The following is a 15,953-nucleotide window of genomic DNA, read 5'->3' on the forward strand; positions in this document are numbered from 1 at the left end:
CCGGGAAACCGGTCGCCTTTGCGGGTCGCGTAGTCGTCGGATTCAGCCCACCGTGAGCATGCGGAACCCAGGCGGCGTACGGGCTGTGCGAGGGAAGACCGCGGGCGTACGAACCCGATGAAGCGGACTTCGGACAGCGGGCGTGGCGTTCCGGGACGCACCGCGGGCATACGCCTCGCGGTCAGGCCAGTCTCAGGCTCAGGTGGCGTCCGCGTCGAACGGCGGGCGCTCGTCCGGATCCAGCTTCTCGCGCTTCTTCGTCATGTCGACGGTGCCACCGGAGGACGAACCGGAAGACGAGGAATCGGAAGAGGAGGACGCGGAGGATTCGGACTCCCGGCCGTGCACGGCATCCGTGACCTCGGCCATCTCCTTCTTCAGGTCGAAGCCGTTGCGGATCTCCTTGATCCCCAGCTCGTCGTTGTCCAACTGCTTGCGGATGAACGTCTTGGGATTGAGGTCCTCGAACTCGAAGTCCTTGAACTCCGGACCGAGTTCCTCACGGATGTCCGCCTTGGCACTCTCCGAGAACTCACGGATCTTGCGAATGGTGCGCGTGACGTCCTGGATCATCTTCGGGAGCTTCTCCGGGCCGAAGACGAGCACGGCAAGGACAACGAGCGTCACCAGCTCGAGCGGTCCTATGTCATTGAACACCTAGCAGCTCCTTGCGATGTCCTCGGCCCTCGGCAGCTTTCCGTGGTCCGGGCCGGGTCCACGGTACCCGGCGTTCCTGTCTGTCCGGTACTGTCCCGGGCCCTCCGACTACGTGTACACGCCTGGTTTTCCGGGATGTTTGCCTAGTGGGGGCTGGGTTCGGCCCGCCACCTGTGACGTTTCTGTCAGTTATGGCGGTTCTGTCGGTCGTGGGGGTTCTTGTCAGTCGTAATGCTTCTGTCGGTCGTAATGCTTCTGTCAGCCGTAGAGCCTCTGTCAGTCGCCGTCGGCGGAGCCGAGGACGAGGGTGACCTTCCGCTCCTTGCCGTCGCGCTCCAGGGTCAGCTCCAGCCGGTCGCCGGGGCGGTGGGCGCGGATCTTGACGATGAGTTCCTCGCCGGAGTGCACGCGCTGCCCGTCGACCTCGGTGATGACGTCGCCGGCCTCGATGCCCGCCCGGTCGCCGGGGCCGCCCTGGTTGACCGGCGGGCCGCCGTCGTTGCCCTTGGCGCCGACGCGGGCGCCGTCGCCCGTGTAGTCCATGTCGAGCGTCACGCCGATCACCGGGTGGGTGGCCTTGCCGGTGTTGATGAGCTCCTCGGCGACGCGCTTGCCCTGGTTGATGGGGATGGCGAAGCCCAGGCCGATCGAACCGGACTGCCCGCCCTCCAGGTCGGAGCCGCTGTCCGCGGAACGTATGGCGCTGTTGATGCCGATGACGCGGGCCTTGGAGTCGACCAGAGGGCCGCCGGAGTTGCCGGGGTTTATCGGGGCGTCCGTCTGCAACGCGTCCACGTACGAGATGTCGCTGCCGTCGCCTTCCTCGCCACCCGCCGTGATGGGGCGCTCCTTGGCGCTGATGATGCCGGCGGTGACGGTGTTCTCGAGGTCGAAGGGGGCACCGATGGCCACGACGGGGTCGCCGACCTGGACGTTGTCGGAGTTGCCGAGTGGCAGGGCCTTGAGGCCGCTGACGCCGGTCACCTTCACGACGGCGAGGTCGTAACCGCTGTCGCGGCCCACGACCTTGGCCTTGGCGGTCTCGCCGCCGCTGAAGGTCACGGATATCTCGCCGCTGCCGCCCGCCGGCTCGACGACGTGGTTGTTGGTGAGGATGTGGCCGCGCTCGTCGAGGACGAAGCCGGTGCCGGTGCCCTGCGCCTCCGAGCCGCGCACATGAAGGGTCACCACGCTGGGCAGGGCGCTGGCCGCTATCCCGGCCACGCTGTCCGACGCCCGCCCCTTGGCCTCCGTACCGGCCTGCGGCAGCTCCACGTCGTCGAGCCCGCCGTTCCGCTCCAGATACGCCCCTACGGCCCCTCCGACGCCTCCGGACACGAGCGCGAGGAGCACGGCCGCGAGCACCAGTGCCGTCTTGGTCCGCTTGCGCCGCCCGCTCTGGGTCTCGACGGCGGCCCCGTTCTGCTGGAGGGGGGCGGCGGCCCAGGGGTCGTAGTGCTGCCAGGGCGCCGGAACGTTCGGCGCGGGAGTGTGCTGAGCGGGAGTGTGCTGAGCGGCGGCACCCTGGCCGGCGGCGCCGTGGGCGGGGATCACCGCCGGCTCATACCCAAGAGGCATCACCGTGCTGGGGGCACCCTGCGCGGCAGCGGCCTCGGGCCCGCCTCCGGCGGCACCGCCCTGCGGCGGAGTCACGGCAGGAACAGCCGTACCGCGCGCGGGAGTCGCCCCCGGATGCTGCACCGGCGGCGCGGGAGCCCAGGGCCCGGGCCCGCCGTACGGCGGCGTGCTGTACGGATCCGGATCATGCAGCGGCCTGGCCCGCTCTCCGGGCACACTCACGCCGCCGCTCATTTCCCCCGCCACCTGCTCTCCGGCCGAACCGGCAACAGCACCGGGGCCGACACCGGCACCGGCACCGGCAGGCTTCGCCAGCTCGAAGTCCCCCTCCATCGCGCGCCCGCGAAACCCGTCCATGGCGGAACCTCTGGAATCCGAACCCGCGGAATCAGAACCTGCGGAATCGGAACCCGTGGACTCGGAACCCACGGAATCAGAACCCGTCGGAGCGGAATCCGGCGCGTGGGTCCGAGGCCGGCTCCACCACTTCGGCTTCGTGGGCTTCCCCTCGTCCATGCTCTCCCCACACCTGACCCGCGGCGGCCCAGCACATCGGCGGTCACCGCGGTTTGTCGACTCCGCACCCGGGGTCCCTCCGGCGGGCGCGGCCCATCCCTGGATTCAACCAGGTTCACGGGCCGCCGCGCAGCGGGCCGTTCAGCCGGAGGAGGAAGGCGAAGGTGAGGTGGACGAGTCGTGGGGCGGGACGCTCGGCGACCCGGACGTCCCGAACTCCGACACGGGCGACCACGCGGTCAGCGCGACCTGTGCGTCGGTGGTGAGGGGACGTATGAGCGGGGACACGGCGGCGGCACCGGCCATCATCGGGGTGGTCAGCGCATGCAGCGACCGCGCGCCGTGCTCATCGGCGAGCTGGGGCACCCCGGGCCCGGGCAGCAACGGCGCGGACATCTCGGTCTGCGCGCCTCCCTCACCGGTGAAGGAGCGCTGGCCCTGCGCGAGCAGCGGCCCGACGGATCGGCGGCGCTGTGATTCGGGCGCGGTCGCACCGCCCGCGCCCTGGGCGCGCATCGGTGTCACATTGCTGCCGGACCCGGATCCGCCTCGCGCGTCCGTGGTGTCGGTCGGCGCACCGCCGGTCGCCACCCCGCCGAGGGCGATCGCGGCGAGCGACACGGCGCCGGCCGCGGCGGCCGCGAAACGCAGTCCCCGTGAGGCCGACCGCTCGGCCTCACGTCGGCTCATGTCATGGATACGGAACCCGCGCTGCTCCGAGGGCAGCACGGTGGCATGCGGACCCGACGGCACGTAACCGAAGGAGTCCGGCTTCATGCCGAAGACTCCGGAGGCTCCGAACCCTCCCCCGCCCAGCGGCGAGCCGTCGCCGTCCGAGTCACCTCCCCCGGGGAGGCCCTGGAGACGGGCCAGGAAGCTCTCCGAGGGGGGCGGCGGGGCGACCTCCGCGAACACGTTCTTCAGTCGTCGCTGCTCGTCGGCCTCGGACTTGCACTTCGCGCACGTGGCGAGGTGGGCCAGGACGCGCTCGCGCGCCTCATGGCCGAGCTCGCCGTCCACCAGGGCGGAGAGCCGGTCTCCGAGATGCTGCTCGGCAAGGGGCCGATCGGCAGGATTCAGCCGTGATCCACTCACGCGCTCGCGCCCCCTCCTCCCAGAGCGGGCACTCCGGTGACCGCGAAACCGCGGCGCTCCTTGCGGGCCTCGGGCGAGCGGTGGGCAAGGGCCTTGCGCAGCTGGGAGCGGCCGCGGTGGATGCGGCTGCGGACCGTGCCGAGCTTCACGCCCAGGGTCGCGGCGATCTCCTCGTACGAAAGTCCCTCGATGTCGCAGAGGACGACCGCGGCGCGGAACTCGGGCGCGAGGGTGTCCAGCGCCTGCTGGACGTCCGCGTCGAAGTGCGTGTCGTTGAAGACCTGCTGCGGGGACGGCTCGCGGCTGGGCAGCCGCTCGGCCGCGTCGTCACCGAGCGCGTCGAAGCGGATGCGCTGCTTGCGGCGCACCATGTCCAGGAACAGGTTCGTGGTGATGCGGTGCAGCCAGCCCTCGAAAGTGCCCGGCGTGTAGGTCGACAGGGAGCGGAAGACCCGGACGAAGACTTCCTGGGTCAGGTCCTCGGCGTCGTGCTGGTTGCCCGTCAGGCGGTAGGCGAGCCGGTAGACCCGGCCGCTGTGCGTGCTGACGATCTCCTCCCAGGTGGGCGGAGTCCACGTCTGCGAGTCCGCGTCGGACGTGAAGGTGGCAGTCTGAGCGGAGCCAGCAGTGTGGTAACGGTCAGCGGTGTTGTTCACGGATTTCGGCTCACCCGCCGATCTGAGCAGGCGCCGAAGCACCCCTCCCCGATCCACAGGCGCAGCCGCACCTCCCCTGTCGGCTCTGGTGGTGTCCAGTGGAGCCCCTACCATAGCCACCTCGCCCGTTAGCTCCGGATAAGCGGTTTTACGGGAATTTGATACGCGCTCATATGGCTGCGTCAGCACTTGCTCGGCGTCCTGATCCATCCGCTTCCCCCCGCGTAGTTCCCCACCCCCTCTAAACGCCTGGTCCCATCTGCGGGTTCCCGGCGGCAACGGATACAGTCACGCCCAGGCAACCACGGGGACAGGAGAGGGTCATTACCGGCAACCGGCTGACGAGCTGGGCGTTCGCCGACGCCTTTGTCGCCGAGGACGACGCACTGCACTGGGCCCGGGAGCGGGCCCGGGAGGCAGGGCTGCGCTCGGTGTCACCCGGCACTGGCCACGCGCTGCGGTTGCTTGCCGCCACCGTGGACGCCAAGGCGGTCGCGGAGATCGGGACCGGAACCGGAGTCTCCGGAATTCATCTGTTGCACGGCATGCGGCCGGACGGTGTACTGACGACCGTGGATCCGGAGCCGGAGCACCAGCAGTTCGCCCGGCAGGCCTTCCGCGCGTCCGGCTTCGCCAGCAACCGGGCCCGCTTCATTCCGGGTCGCGCACTGGACGTACTGCCCCGGCTCGCGGACGCCGGATACGACCTCGTCTTCTGCGACGGCGACCGTCTGGAGTCCCTGGACTATCTCGCTGAATCGTTGCGCCTGCTGCGGCCCGGCGGCCTCGTCGTATTCGAGGGTGTCTTCGCCAACGGCCGGACAGTGGAGTCGGGCCCACAGCCCACAGAGGTCCTGCGGCTGCGCGAGCTGTTGCGCACGATCCGCGAGAGCCAGGATCTGGTGCCCTCGTTACTGCCGGTCGGTGACGGCCTGCTGTGCGCCGTCAAACGCTGAGCCACACCCCGCTGACCTGGACACATAACCAGGGGTACGTCACCGACGTACCCCTGGAACACCGCTGCCCCGACACCGAAGCACGGTGCCGGGGCAGTGAAAGGTATGGTCGCTTGCGCGTCAGCCGACGACCTTCTTGAGGGCGTCGCCCAGCGCGTCAGCTTCGTCGGGGGTCAGCTCGACGACGAGTCGACCGCCGCCCTCGAGCGGAACGCGCATGACGATGCCCCGCCCCTCCTTGGTCACCTCGAGCGGGCCATCGCCCGTCCGCGGCTTCATGGCCGCCATGCTCGTTCCCCTTCCTGAAACCAGCTCATCGTCGCCGACGGCCCCGTCGAAGGGCACGCGTCCGCACGTCGGACACGCGTCACCGGCATCGAACACATTGCTTCCAGGCCATTATCCCGCATCTCAGGACCCGATGACCAACATCAGTCGGCATCGCTTGCGCAACGCGCTTGAGCAAAACCACTCAATTCGGCGGTGTGACTGCGATACTGCGCCGCCGCATCGACTTTTGGGCGCCGGAATTCTTTGACCCAGCTCACATGTCCGAACCCAGCCGCTCCTCGTGATCTCCGCCATGCTGTCCTCAGACGAGGACGTACCGAGGGGTACGACGGAGCCGCGACACCGGAGGGGACCCACCATGGCCGACACCGTGCTCTACGAGGTGAGCGACGGACTCGCGACGATCACGCTGAACCGCCCCGAGGCGATGAACGCGATGAACACCGAGACCAAGGTCGCCTTCCGGGACGCGGCACAGGCGGCCGCGGCGGACGGCGCCGTACGGGCCGTGCTGCTCACCGCCGCCGGTGACCGGGCGTTCTGTGTGGGCCAGGACCTCAAGGAGCACATCGGCGGGCTGCTCGCGGCGCGCGAGTCGGGCTCGGGTGGCTCGGGTGGAGGCGTCATGAGCACGGTCCAGGAGCACTACAACCCGATCGTGCGGGCCCTGACCGGGGCGGCGAAGCCGGTGGTGGCGGCGGTCAACGGCGTCGCGGCCGGGGCGGGCTTCGGCTTCGCGCTCGCCGCCGACTACCGCGTCGTCGCCGACACGGCCGCCTTCAACACCTCCTTCGCCGGCGTCGCACTGACCGCCGACTCCGGGATCTCCTGGACGCTGCCCCGGGTCGTCGGTCCCTCTCGCGCAGCAGATCTGCTGCTCTTTCCGCGGAGCATCAGCGCCCAGGAGGCGTACGAGCTGGGGATGGCCAATCGTGTGGTGCCCTCTGCCGACCTCGCCGCCGAGGCGGTGAAGGTGGCCCGTGCGCTGGCCGAGGGGCCGACTCTGGCGTATGCGGCGCTCAAGGAGTCCCTTGCCTACGCGCTGTCGCATTCGCTGGACGAGACGCTGGAGAAGGAGGACGAGTTGCAGACGCGGGCGGGGGCCTCAGAGGACCACACGATCGCGGTGCAGGCCTTCGTCAACAAGGAGAAGCCGAAGTATTTGGGGCGGTGACGCTTCGCTGGATTCGGCGGTTCGGAGGCTCGGTTCGTAAGCTGCGGGCCGGTTGTGGCGGTCGCTCCCCCACTCTCGGCTTCGCTCGAGCGGGGGGACCCCCATGAGCGGGGGACCCCCATCGCGGCGGAGCGGCATACGTCACAGCCCCGCGCCCCTAGAGGGGCGCCTCAGCGGACCCTGGCCACACAGTCCTGCAAGTGGTCGTTTACCAGGCCGCACGCCTGCATCAGGGCGTACGCCGTCGTCGGGCCCACGAAGCGAATGCCGCGTTTCTTCAGTGTCTTGGAGAGGGCCGTCGACTCGTCCGTGACCGCCGGGACCTCTATGAGGGCCTTCGGAGCGGGGCGGGACGCCGCGTCCGGCGCGTACGACCAGATCAGCTCGTCCAGCTCGCCCGGCGCCCAGTCGGCCAGCACGCGTGCGTTGGCGACCGTCGCCGCGATCTTGGCGCGGTTGCGGATGATGCCCGGATCGGCGAGGAGCCGTGCCTCGTCCTCGTCCGTGAAGGCCGCCACGGCGGCGATCTTGAAGTCGGCGAAGGCGGTACGGAAGCCGTCGCGGCGGCGCAGGATCGTGATCCAGGACAGGCCCGACTGGAAGGCCTCCAGGCACAGCCGCTCGTACAGCGCGTCATCACCGTGGACCGGGCGGCCCCACTCCTCGTCGTGGTACGCCACGTAGTCCTCGGTCGACAGGGCCCAGGGGCAGCGCAGGGCGCCGTCGGGGCCCCGCAGAGCGTCGCTCACCGGTGGTCCTCCTCCGAGGGCTTCCGCAACGAGGTTGCCTGGGCCGCTCGGGCCCCGGCCAGCGCATCCTCCAGGTCGGCGATCCGGGCGTCCCGCTCGGACAGCTCGGCACCGAGGCGGCCCAGGGCGTCGTCCACGTCGGCCATGCGGTAGCCGCGGAGTGCCAGCGGGAAACGCAGCGTCTCCACGTCTCCGCGGTGCACGGGGCGGTCCGGCGGCAGGGAGTCCTGGAGGCGCTCCGGCGGTACCTCGGGGAGGGCTCCGCCCTCACTGCCGCCCACCACGGAAAGGGTCACCGCGCCGACCACGACGACGAGGGCGACGACCAGGAACAAGAACATGAACATCGCTGAGGTCCCCACGCTCTGATGCCGACGCGGGAGGCGTCGGCGCGGAAAGTGTCAGGCTCCGATCGTGCCATGCGACTCTGACAGTTAGGGTCGCAGGCGGCGGAACGGCGACAACCGCTGAGAACTACTGGGAGAGGTCACAGGGGATGCTCAGGCTGGGCAGGCGCGAATTCGACGCGCACGAGCCGGTGATCATGGCGATCGTGAACCGGACCCCTGACTCCTTCTACGACCAGGGGGCCACGTTCCGCGACGAGCCCGCCCTCGCGCGCGTGGAGCAGGCGGTGGCGGAGGGAGCCGCCATCGTCGACATCGGCGGGGTCAAGGCCGGTCCCGGTGAGGAGGTGACCGCCGAGGAGGAGGCGCGGCGGACCGTCGGCTTCGTCGCCGAGGTGCGGCGGCGCTTTCCGGACGTGATCATCAGCGTCGACACCTGGCGGCACGACGTCGGTGAAGCCGTCTGCGAGGCGGGGGCCGACGTACTCAACGACGCGTGGGGCGGCGTCGATCCTCGGCTCGCGGAGGTCGCCGGGCGGTACGGGGTGGGGCTGGTGTGCACGCACGCGGGCGGTACGCAGCCTCGTACGCGGCCTCATCGGGTCGCTTACGACGACGTCATGGGCGACATCCTGCGCGTGACGCTCGCGCTGGCCGAGCGGGCCGTGTCGCTCGGGGTGGCTCGGGATTCCGTACTCATCGATCCGGGGCACGACTTCGGGAAGAACACGCGGCACAGTCTGGAAGCCACGCGCCGGCTGGGTGAGATGGTCGAGACGGGGTGGCCCGTGCTGGTCTCTCTCTCCAACAAGGACTTCGTGGGCGAGACCCTCGACAAGCCGGTCAAGGAGCGGGTGGTGGGGACGCTGGCGACGACTGCCGTCTCGGCGTGGCTGGGGGCGCGGGTGTATCGCGTGCATGAGGTCGCGGAGACCCGGCAGGTGCTGGACATGGTGGCGTCGATCGCTGGGCACCGGGCGCCGGCTGTTGCTCGGCGGGGGCTGGCGTAGAGCGTCTTTCGCCCCCGCCGCACATACCGTCCCGTCCCCTGGGGGTTGCGCCCCCCAGACCCCCTTTTCTCGGCCTGGACGGCCTCGTCCTCAAACGCGGGACGGGCTGAAACGGGGGCGAAGACCCCCCGTCTACCTCCCGGCCTCCTTCGACACCAACGCCACCGCCTCATCCACGTCATCCGTCAGGTGGAACAGCAGCAGGTCCTTCTCGGACGCCTTCCCCTGGGCGATGAGCGTGTTCTTGAGCCAGTCGACCAGGCCGCCCCAGTACTCCGTACCGAAGAGGACGATCGGGAAGCGGGTGACCTTCTGGGTCTGGACGAGGGTGAGGGCCTCGAAGAGTTCGTCGAGGGTGCCGAGGCCGCCGGGGAGCACCACGAACCCCTGCGCGTACTTGACGAACATCATCTTGCGGACGAAGAAGTAGCGGAAGTTGAGACCGATGTCGACGTAGGGGTTGAGCCCCTGCTCGAAGGGCAGCTCGATGCCCAGACCGACCGAGATGCCCTTCGCCTCGCACGCGCCCTTGTTGGCCGCCTCCATCGCGCCCGGACCGCCACCCGTGATCACCGCGAACCCGGCCTCGACCAGTCCGCGCCCGAGCTTGACCCCCGCCTCGTACTCGAGAGACCCCTCAGGCGTACGGGCCGAGCCGAAGACGCTGATCGCGGGCGGGAGTTCGGCGAGCGTGCCGAAGCCCTCGATGAACTCCGACTGGATGCGCAGCACCCGCCAGGGATCGGTGTGCACCCAGTCCGACGGCCCGCCGGCGTCCAGCAGACGCTGGTCCGTCGTACTCGCCTGCACCTGCCCTCGCCTGCGCAGCACAGGGCCCAGCCGCTGCTCCTCCGGCGGCCGCTTCTTGCCCTCCGGGTTGCCAGTAGCCATGTCCGCTCCCTCCGCTTGCGGGTCGTTCCACCCCAGCGTAGATCTACGCGGGTTACGGAGGGGGGACGCGGGCATGTCCGCCATGAACCGCCGTCAGGTACGCCTCGCACGGGACCAGACGGGTTCGGACAGGCTCAGGCGGTCAGCCAGGCCCGCAGCCGTTCCTCGCCCGCCAGGACCTTCGCCGTTTCGACCCTTTCGTCCCGCTTGTGAGCCAAATGCGGGTTACCGGGACCATAGTTGACCGCGGGGACGCCGAGCGCGCTGAAACGGGAGACGTCCGTCCAGCCGTACTTGGGCTGCGGAATGCCGCCGACCGCCTTGATGAACGCGGCGGCCGCGGGGTGGGACAGGCCGGGGAGGGCCGCGCCGCTGTGGTCGTCGACGACGAACTCGTCGACACCGCAGTCGGCGAAGACCTCGTGGACGTGGGCCAGGGCCTCCTCCTCGCTGCGGTCGGGCGCGTAACGGAAGTTGACGGTCACCACGCACTCGTCGGGGATGACGTTGCCCGCCACCCCTCCCGAGATACCGACGGCGTTCAGGCCCTCGCGGTACTCCAGCCCGTCGATGACCGGGTAGCGCGGCTCGTACGAGGCGAGGCGGGCGAGGATCGGGGCGGCCGCGTGGATGGCGTTGGACCCCATCCAGCTGCGCGCCGAGTGCGCCCGCTCGCCCTTCGTCTTCAGCAGCACCCGGAGCGTCCCCTGGCAGCCGCCCTCGACCTGGCCGTCCGACGGCTCCAGGAGGACCGCGAAATCGCCCTCCAGCCAGTCGGGATGGGCCTCGGACACATGCTTCAGACCGTTCAGGTGTGCGGCGACCTCTTCGTTGTCGTAGAAGACGAACGTGAGGTCGCGATTGGGAGCCGGGACGGTGGCCGCGACACGCAGCTGGACCGCGACGCCCGCCTTCATGTCGCAGGTGCCACAGCCCCACAGCACGCCGTCCTCGTCCAGCCTCGACGGCACGTTGTCCGCGATGGGGACCGTGTCGATGTGCCCGGCCAGGATCACGCGCTCGGCCCGCCCCAGATTCGTACGCGCGACGACGTTGTTGCCGTAGCGGTCGACCGTCAGGTGCGGCAGGGCGCGCAGCGCGGACTCGACGGCGTCCGCGAGGGGCTTCTCGTTGCCGCTCTCCGAGGGGAAGTCGACGAGCTGCGCGGTGAGCCGGGCGGCGTCCAGAGTGAGGTCAAGGGGGGTGTCGGCCATGCCGTCGACCCTAACGCGCCGGGCGGCAGGTCCCGGTCGGCGGCCTGAGGCCGCGGACGGGCTTTGTCAGTGACCTGATAATGACCCTGATATCGAGGGCCCAATTGTTTTTCCACAAACCCACAGATCATTCACAGTACCCTCCAGTAACGTGTATCCCGTGCCAGAGCCGTCCCCCTCTTCCTCACACCGTGGCCGCCTGCTCCGCTTCGGAGCGGCCCTCACGGTTTTGCTTGCCCTCGCGGGCTATCTCACGGTGCAGTACCTCACCGGGAGCAAGGGAGAGCCGAAGTGCAGAGTCGTCTCCGACAAGGGCGACGGAGTGTCGTACGAATTCACGGCGGAGCAGGCGGTGAACGCGGCGACGATCTCGGCGGTCGGCACCAACCGGGGCATGCCCGAGCGGGCCGTCACCATCGCCCTGGCGACGGCGCTCCAGGAGTCCGGCCTGCGCAACATCGGCCACGGCGACCGGGATTCGCTGGGCCTGTTCCAGCAGCGGCCCTCGCAGGGCTGGGGCACCGCGCGGCAGATCAGTGATCCGAGGTACGCGGCGGGCGAGTTCTACGAGCAGCTGGCCAAGGTTCCGGACTACTCGCGGCTGCCCCTCACCGTCGCCGCGCAGAGCGTGCAGCGCAGCGGCTTTCCGGAGGCGTACGCGAAGCACGAACCGGACGCCACGCTGCTGGCCGCGGCGCTGACCGGACGCGCGGCCGCCACGTTCACCTGCGAGGGGCGCCGCGACATGCGGCCCGGCGGCCCGGACGCGGTGCGCGCCTCGCTCGTACGGGACTTCGGGCGCGACGCCTTCCAGGAAGCCGCCGCGGAGGTGGGTGCCACGCCGTCGGCCGCGCCCACCGGGACGAGCGGCTCCGGCAGCAAGCGCACCGTGACCGTCCCCGTCCCGAAGACCCCGGCCGCCGAGGGCGGGCAGCTGCGGCGCGGCTGGGCCCTGGCGCACTGGGCCGTGGCCAACTCGTCCGCCCTGCACGTCGAGCGGGTCGCCTACGCGGGCCGGGTGTGGACGGCCGGGAGGACCCAGAGCGAGTGGCGGACGGAGGGCTCGGGCGCGCGGAACTCCGGGGCCGCCGGCAACTCCGGAGCGTCCCAGGACTCCGAGAACTCCACCGGCGAGGTCCGAATCGTGACCGGGCAGTAGTACGAGTCATCACCCGTTGGGGGCACTCCCGGCGTGCCATGTCGACGGGGCACGCGGGTTTTCCTCCGGCGTCCCTCGTTTCCCGTGAATCCCTTGGGAACAAAGGGCCGTAAGGATTCAGCAGACTTTCTCACCGGGCGTTCTTTGCCCGGGTTTCTCCGCAGCCGATAATGCGACGCATTGCCAACTCTTTACGTTGGGCCACCGCAACCTTCGCGGGCTTCGAGCGGTAGTCACTGCGTCCGAGCCCGGAACGATCAACAGCCAGTCGATCAACAGCCGGTCGACAGCCGGTCGATCGGCAGCCGGCCGACATCCAGTCGGTCAACTGCCGGGCGCGGTCGGACACTTCATCTTTCTCTTCCGTCTAAGGAGCATCATGTCCCTCCCCCTGACCCGCCGGATCGCCCGTGCCGCGCTGCTCGTCGCAGCGGGAGCGGCTGCCGGGGTCGGTGCGGCCGGCTCCGCCAGCGCGGCGCCCCAACTGCCGGCTGCCCCCGACCTCGGCGGGCTGTCCGCGCTGGACAGCGCGGGCACCACCGTCGAGGGTGCCACGCAGAACGCCACCGACCTCGTCGGCAACACCGGCAGCAAGGCCGTCAAGAAGGCCGTGCCGAACGCGGGCAAGACGGGCGGCAAGGCCGTGAAGACCGCGACGCCCGCCGCGCAGAAGACCGCCGGGGACGTCGCCGGGACCGCGGGTTCCGTGCTCGGTGACACCGCGGGGTCGGCGACCGGCAGTGGCCTGCCGACCCAGCAGCTGCCGGTGAACGGGCTGCCGCTCGCCTAGTCACCAGGGCTGTACGGCGAAGGGGTCCAGGGAGCTTCCCTGGACCCCTTCGCCGTGTCGGGAGTTCGTGACTCAGGACAGGCGCTTCACTGCCTCCGCCACCCGCTCGTCCGTCGCCGTCAGTGCCACGCGTACGAAGCGGTCTCCCGCCGGGCCGTAGAAGTCGCCCGGTGCCACCAGGATCCCCAACGCGGCCAAGTGCGCCACCGTGTCCCAGCAGGACTCGTCGCGGGTCGCCCAGAGGTACAGGCTCGCCTCGCTGTGCTCGATGCGGAAGCCGTGCTTCAGCAGAGCGGCGCGGAGGGCGGTGCGGCGGGCGGCGTAGCGTTCGCGCTGTTCGTGGACGTGGGTGTCGTCGCCGAGGGCGGCGGCCGCGGCGGCCTGGGTCGGTGCGGACGTCATCATGCCGCCGTGCTTGCGGATCTGGAGGAGGTCCCCCAGCACCACGGAGTCACCAGCCAGGAACGCGGCACGGTAGCCCGCCAGGTTCGACCGCTTCGAGAGCGAGTGGACCGACACGATCCCCTCGGACGAGCCGCCGCACACCTCGGGGTGCAGCACCGAGACCGGGTCGGCCTCCCAGCCCAGCTCGATGTAGCACTCGTCGGAGAAGACGAGGATGCCGTGCTCGCGGGCCCAGGCGACGATCCGGGTGAGCTCCTGCTGGGACAGGACGCGGCCCGTGGGGTTGGACGGGGAGTTCAGCCACAGGAGCCTCAGGCCCTCGGGGTCCAACTCCGTGGGGTCCTCGTACGCCACGGATTCCGCGCGAGCCAGGCGGGCGCCGACCTCGTACGTCGGGTACGCGAGCCTCGGGTAAGCGACCTTGTCGCCGGGGCCGAGGCCCAGCTGGGTCGGCAGCCAGGCCACCAGCTCCTTGGAACCGACGACCGGCAGCACGTTGCGGTGGGTGAAGTCCCGCGCGCCCAGTCTCCGCTCGCACCAGCCCACCAGCGCGTCCCGCAGCTCCGGCGTGCCCCACACCGTGGGATAGCCGGGCGAGTCGGCGGCCGCGACCAGCGCTTTCTGGATCAGCTCGGGCACCGGGTCGACCGGGGTGCCGACGGACAGGTCGACGATGCCACCCGGGTGAGCGGCGGCCGTCGCCTTGAAGGGCTCCAGCTTGTCCCAGGGAAAGGTGGGAAGCCGGTCGGAAACTGCGGACACGGGTTCTGGCTCACTTTCTCGTACGGACCGTACGGACGTACGTGGGGCGCGTACGGCAAACGCCTCGGTCCCGTACGGCGGCGGTGCCGTACGGGACCGAGGCGGCGCACTCTCGTACGTACCGCTTACTGGTTCTGCGGCGGCAGAGCTGCGACGAAGGGGTGGTCACGCTCGATCAGTCCCAGCTTGCTGGCGCCGCCGGGCGAACCGAGCTCATCGAAGAACTCGACGTTCGCCTTGTAGTAGTCCTTCCACTCCTCAGGAGTGTCGTCTTCGTAGAAGATCGCCTCGACCGGGCAGACCGGCTCGCAGGCTCCACAGTCGACGCATTCGTCCGGGTGGATGTACAAGGACCGGGAGCCCTCGTAGATGCAGTCGACCGGGCACTCCTCGATGCACGCCTTGTCCTTGACGTCGACACAAGGCTGCGCGATGACGTAGGTCACGCTGTCGTTCCTCCTCGATAGGGCGCTGGCGAGCCGTCTTCAGGCTCCGCCACCTGGCGCGCGGGAGCGCGGCGTCGTCGATGCCCGCACCTAGTATCTCCGTTCTTGGGCATGATCCGAACAGGAGGGTTGGACTGAGCTGTGGAATTCTCTGCGCGTATCCGGTTCGAAGTCCGTGTTACCCCTGCTGACGTGGGAAAACGCGTCTCGGTGCGGCAGCTGGACGAACACGCTCCTCAGGGTGAGAAGTTCACCGACACGGTTGGCGTTCTCACATCATGGGACGACGGTGTGCTGGCGATCACACGCCGGTCCGGGGAGAGCGTCCGGATTCCGGAATCGACGCTGGTGGCGGGCAAGGTAGTACCGGCCGCGCCGACCCGGCGGCGGGGCCCGGCGGCCTCGTACGAGGAGCTGGCGCGGGTCGCCGCGCGGGCCTGGCAGCCGGTGGAGCGGGAGCGGCTCGGCGAGTGGGAGCTGCGGGCCGCCGCCGGGTTCACGCGACGCGCCAACTCGGTGCTGCCACTCGGAGATCCCGGCGTACCGCTGGACGAGGCGCTGTCGCTGATCCGGAAGTGGTACGCGGCCCGGGGGCTGCCCGCGTACGTCCAGACCGCGACCGGGGCCGAGGGTGCGCAGGAGCTGCTGTGCGCGGAGCTGGAGGCGCGCGGTTGGGTGCGTGAGGTGACCGCCGAGCTGTGGATCGGCGCGCTGGCGCCGATCGGTGACCTCGCGGACCCGGAGCAGGACCGGCCGGTCCTGCTCTCCCGCGAGCCCGACGAGGCGTGGCTCGGCCGCTACCAGCGCAAGGGCGTGAGCGAGGTGGCCCTGAAGGTGCTGGGACGGGGGTCCCCCCGCTCGAGCGAAGCCGAGAGTGGGGGAGAAGCCGAGAGTGGGGGAGGCCCCTCGGTGTGGTTCGCGACCGTGCCGGGCGCCGAGCCGGGCATACCCGCGGCGATCGGTCGCTGCGTGATCGACGGCCGCTGGGCCGGCTTCGCCGCGGTGGAGGTCGATCCGTCACTGCGCCGCCAGGGCCTGGCCACCACGGTCATGACGGCCCTGGCCCGCCAGGCCTTGGCCGAGGGCGCCTCAGCGGCGTGGCTCCAGGTGGAGGCCGACAACGCGGGGGCACGGGCGCTGTACGCGGGCATGGGTTTCGCGGCGCATCACGCGTACCACCACTACCGGCAGCCGACGGCGCCCGACGGCGGCGGAAACGGTGGCACGGCCACAGAGCGGTATCGATCGGCGTGAAAG

Annotated in this window: 17 protein-coding genes; 6 read left to right on the forward strand and 11 right to left on the reverse strand. The window is 70.1% G+C overall.

The features are described from left to right. Positions 1-198: 198 nt before the first annotated feature. The 4 genes from ACTWQR_RS42750 to sigE form a co-directional block, all read right to left on the reverse strand. A complete protein-coding gene (locus tag ACTWQR_RS42750; RefSeq protein ID WP_443232680.1) occupies positions 199-657 on the reverse strand; it encodes a sec-independent translocase in 459 nt (152 codons plus the stop codon). Between the two features lie 276 nt (positions 658-933). Further along, complete coding sequence (locus ACTWQR_RS42755) at positions 934-2,751, reverse strand: S1C family serine protease (RefSeq protein ID WP_443232681.1); 1,818 nt, start codon at positions 2,749-2,751, stop codon at positions 934-936. A gap of 141 nt (positions 2,752-2,892) precedes the next feature. Further along, positions 2,893-3,846 (reverse strand): anti-sigma factor family protein, encoded by a 954-nt coding sequence (locus tag ACTWQR_RS42760; RefSeq protein WP_443232682.1) that lies wholly within the window; start codon positions 3,844-3,846, stop codon positions 2,893-2,895. Next, positions 3,843-4,544: an RNA polymerase sigma factor SigE gene (sigE, locus tag ACTWQR_RS42765; RefSeq protein WP_443232683.1), complete on the reverse strand. Its 702-nt coding sequence runs from the start codon at positions 4,542-4,544 to the stop codon at positions 3,843-3,845. Before sigE ends, ACTWQR_RS42760 begins: the two co-directional genes overlap by 4 nt. A 215-nt stretch (positions 4,545-4,759) precedes the next feature. Between sigE and ACTWQR_RS42770 the strand changes: the two genes are divergently transcribed. Next, positions 4,760-5,458, forward strand: coding sequence for an O-methyltransferase (locus ACTWQR_RS42770; protein ID WP_443232711.1), 699 nt, complete (start codon positions 4,760-4,762; stop codon positions 5,456-5,458). A gap of 120 nt (positions 5,459-5,578) precedes the next feature. Here ACTWQR_RS42770 and ACTWQR_RS42775 read toward each other — a convergent pair whose 3' ends face one another. Beyond that, complete coding sequence (locus ACTWQR_RS42775; RefSeq protein WP_003966491.1) at positions 5,579-5,746, reverse strand: DUF3117 domain-containing protein; 168 nt, start codon at positions 5,744-5,746, stop codon at positions 5,579-5,581. A 361-nt stretch (positions 5,747-6,107) separates the two neighbouring features. On the opposite strand from ACTWQR_RS42775, the gene ACTWQR_RS42780 reads away from it, so the two are divergent. Further along, entirely contained in the window at positions 6,108-6,923 is an 816-nt protein-coding gene (locus tag ACTWQR_RS42780; RefSeq protein ID WP_443232684.1) for an enoyl-CoA hydratase/isomerase family protein, read from the forward strand. A gap of 170 nt (positions 6,924-7,093) precedes the next feature. Here ACTWQR_RS42780 and ACTWQR_RS42785 read toward each other — a convergent pair whose 3' ends face one another. Together ACTWQR_RS42785 and ACTWQR_RS42790 are read right to left on the reverse strand one after the other, a co-directional pair. Further along, positions 7,094-7,672 (reverse strand): DNA-3-methyladenine glycosylase I, encoded by a 579-nt coding sequence (locus tag ACTWQR_RS42785; protein WP_443232685.1) that lies wholly within the window; start codon positions 7,670-7,672, stop codon positions 7,094-7,096. Then, positions 7,669-8,019 carry a DivIVA domain-containing protein gene (locus ACTWQR_RS42790; protein WP_443232686.1) on the reverse strand — a complete coding sequence of 117 codons (351 nt, stop codon included), beginning with the start codon at positions 8,017-8,019 and terminating at the stop codon, positions 7,669-7,671. Before ACTWQR_RS42790 ends, ACTWQR_RS42785 begins: the two co-directional genes overlap by 4 nt. A 149-nt stretch (positions 8,020-8,168) precedes the next feature. Here ACTWQR_RS42790 and folP point away from each other — a divergent pair, with 149 nt between their 5' ends. Beyond that, positions 8,169-9,029 (forward strand): dihydropteroate synthase, encoded by an 861-nt coding sequence (folP, locus tag ACTWQR_RS42795; RefSeq protein ID WP_443232687.1) that lies wholly within the window; start codon positions 8,169-8,171, stop codon positions 9,027-9,029. A 132-nt stretch (positions 9,030-9,161) separates the two neighbouring features. Here folP and ACTWQR_RS42800 read toward each other — a convergent pair whose 3' ends face one another. Further along, positions 9,162-9,920 carry a TIGR00730 family Rossman fold protein gene (locus ACTWQR_RS42800; RefSeq protein ID WP_443232688.1) on the reverse strand — a complete coding sequence of 253 codons (759 nt, stop codon included), beginning with the start codon at positions 9,918-9,920 and terminating at the stop codon, positions 9,162-9,164. 134 nt (positions 9,921-10,054) lie between these two features. Further along, on the reverse strand, positions 10,055-11,134 hold the full coding sequence (dapE, locus tag ACTWQR_RS42805; RefSeq protein WP_443232689.1) for a succinyl-diaminopimelate desuccinylase: 1,080 nt from the start codon (positions 11,132-11,134) through the stop codon (positions 10,055-10,057). A gap of 160 nt (positions 11,135-11,294) precedes the next feature. Here dapE and ACTWQR_RS42810 point away from each other — a divergent pair, with 160 nt between their 5' ends. Together ACTWQR_RS42810 and ACTWQR_RS42815 are read left to right on the forward strand one after the other, a co-directional pair. After that, on the forward strand, positions 11,295-12,293 hold the full coding sequence (locus ACTWQR_RS42810) for a heavy metal transporter (RefSeq protein ID WP_443232690.1): 999 nt from the start codon (positions 11,295-11,297) through the stop codon (positions 12,291-12,293). Positions 12,294-12,672: 379 nt separating this feature from the next. Then, a complete protein-coding gene (locus ACTWQR_RS42815) occupies positions 12,673-13,083 on the forward strand; it encodes an ATP-binding protein (protein ID WP_443232691.1) in 411 nt (136 codons plus the stop codon). Positions 13,084-13,155: 72 nt separating this feature from the next. On the opposite strand, the gene ACTWQR_RS42820 is transcribed toward ACTWQR_RS42815, so the two are convergent. Beyond that, entirely contained in the window at positions 13,156-14,250 is a 1,095-nt protein-coding gene (locus ACTWQR_RS42820) for a bifunctional succinyldiaminopimelate transaminase/glutamate-prephenate aminotransferase (protein WP_443232692.1), read from the reverse strand. Positions 14,251-14,375: 125 nt separating this feature from the next. Then, complete coding sequence (gene fdxA / locus ACTWQR_RS42825) at positions 14,376-14,696, reverse strand: ferredoxin (protein WP_019058397.1); 321 nt, start codon at positions 14,694-14,696, stop codon at positions 14,376-14,378. A 141-nt stretch (positions 14,697-14,837) separates the two neighbouring features. Here fdxA and ACTWQR_RS42830 point away from each other — a divergent pair, with 141 nt between their 5' ends. Continuing rightward, positions 14,838-15,950 (forward strand): GNAT family N-acetyltransferase, encoded by a 1,113-nt coding sequence (locus tag ACTWQR_RS42830; protein WP_443232693.1) that lies wholly within the window; start codon positions 14,838-14,840, stop codon positions 15,948-15,950. Positions 15,951-15,953 lie beyond the last annotated feature (3 nt).

The organism is Streptomyces sp. 2A115, from assembly GCF_052245575.1.
Classification (GTDB): domain Bacteria; phylum Actinomycetota; class Actinomycetes; order Streptomycetales; family Streptomycetaceae; genus Streptomyces.

Bases quoted from the DNA above. Each gene is read 5' to 3' on its own strand.
- ACTWQR_RS42775 (WP_003966491.1), bottom strand. From the start codon at position 5,746: ATGGCGGCCATGAAGCCGCGGACGGGCGATGGCCCGCTCGAGGTGACC.
- dapE (WP_443232689.1), bottom strand. From the start codon at position 11,134: ATGGCCGACACCCCCCTTGACCTCACTCTGGACGCCGCCCGGCTCACC.
- folP (WP_443232687.1), top strand. From the start codon at position 8,169: ATGCTCAGGCTGGGCAGGCGCGAATTCGACGCGCACGAGCCGGTGATC.
- ACTWQR_RS42780 (WP_443232684.1), top strand. From the start codon at position 6,108: ATGGCCGACACCGTGCTCTACGAGGTGAGCGACGGACTCGCGACGATC.
- ACTWQR_RS42755 (WP_443232681.1), bottom strand. From the start codon at position 2,751: ATGGACGAGGGGAAGCCCACGAAGCCGAAGTGGTGGAGCCGGCCTCGG.
- ACTWQR_RS42800 (WP_443232688.1), bottom strand. From the start codon at position 9,920: ATGGCTACTGGCAACCCGGAGGGCAAGAAGCGGCCGCCGGAGGAGCAG.
- ACTWQR_RS42815 (WP_443232691.1), top strand. From the start codon at position 12,673: ATGTCCCTCCCCCTGACCCGCCGGATCGCCCGTGCCGCGCTGCTCGTC.
- ACTWQR_RS42790 (WP_443232686.1), bottom strand. From the start codon at position 8,019: ATGTTCATGTTCTTGTTCCTGGTCGTCGCCCTCGTCGTCGTGGTCGGC.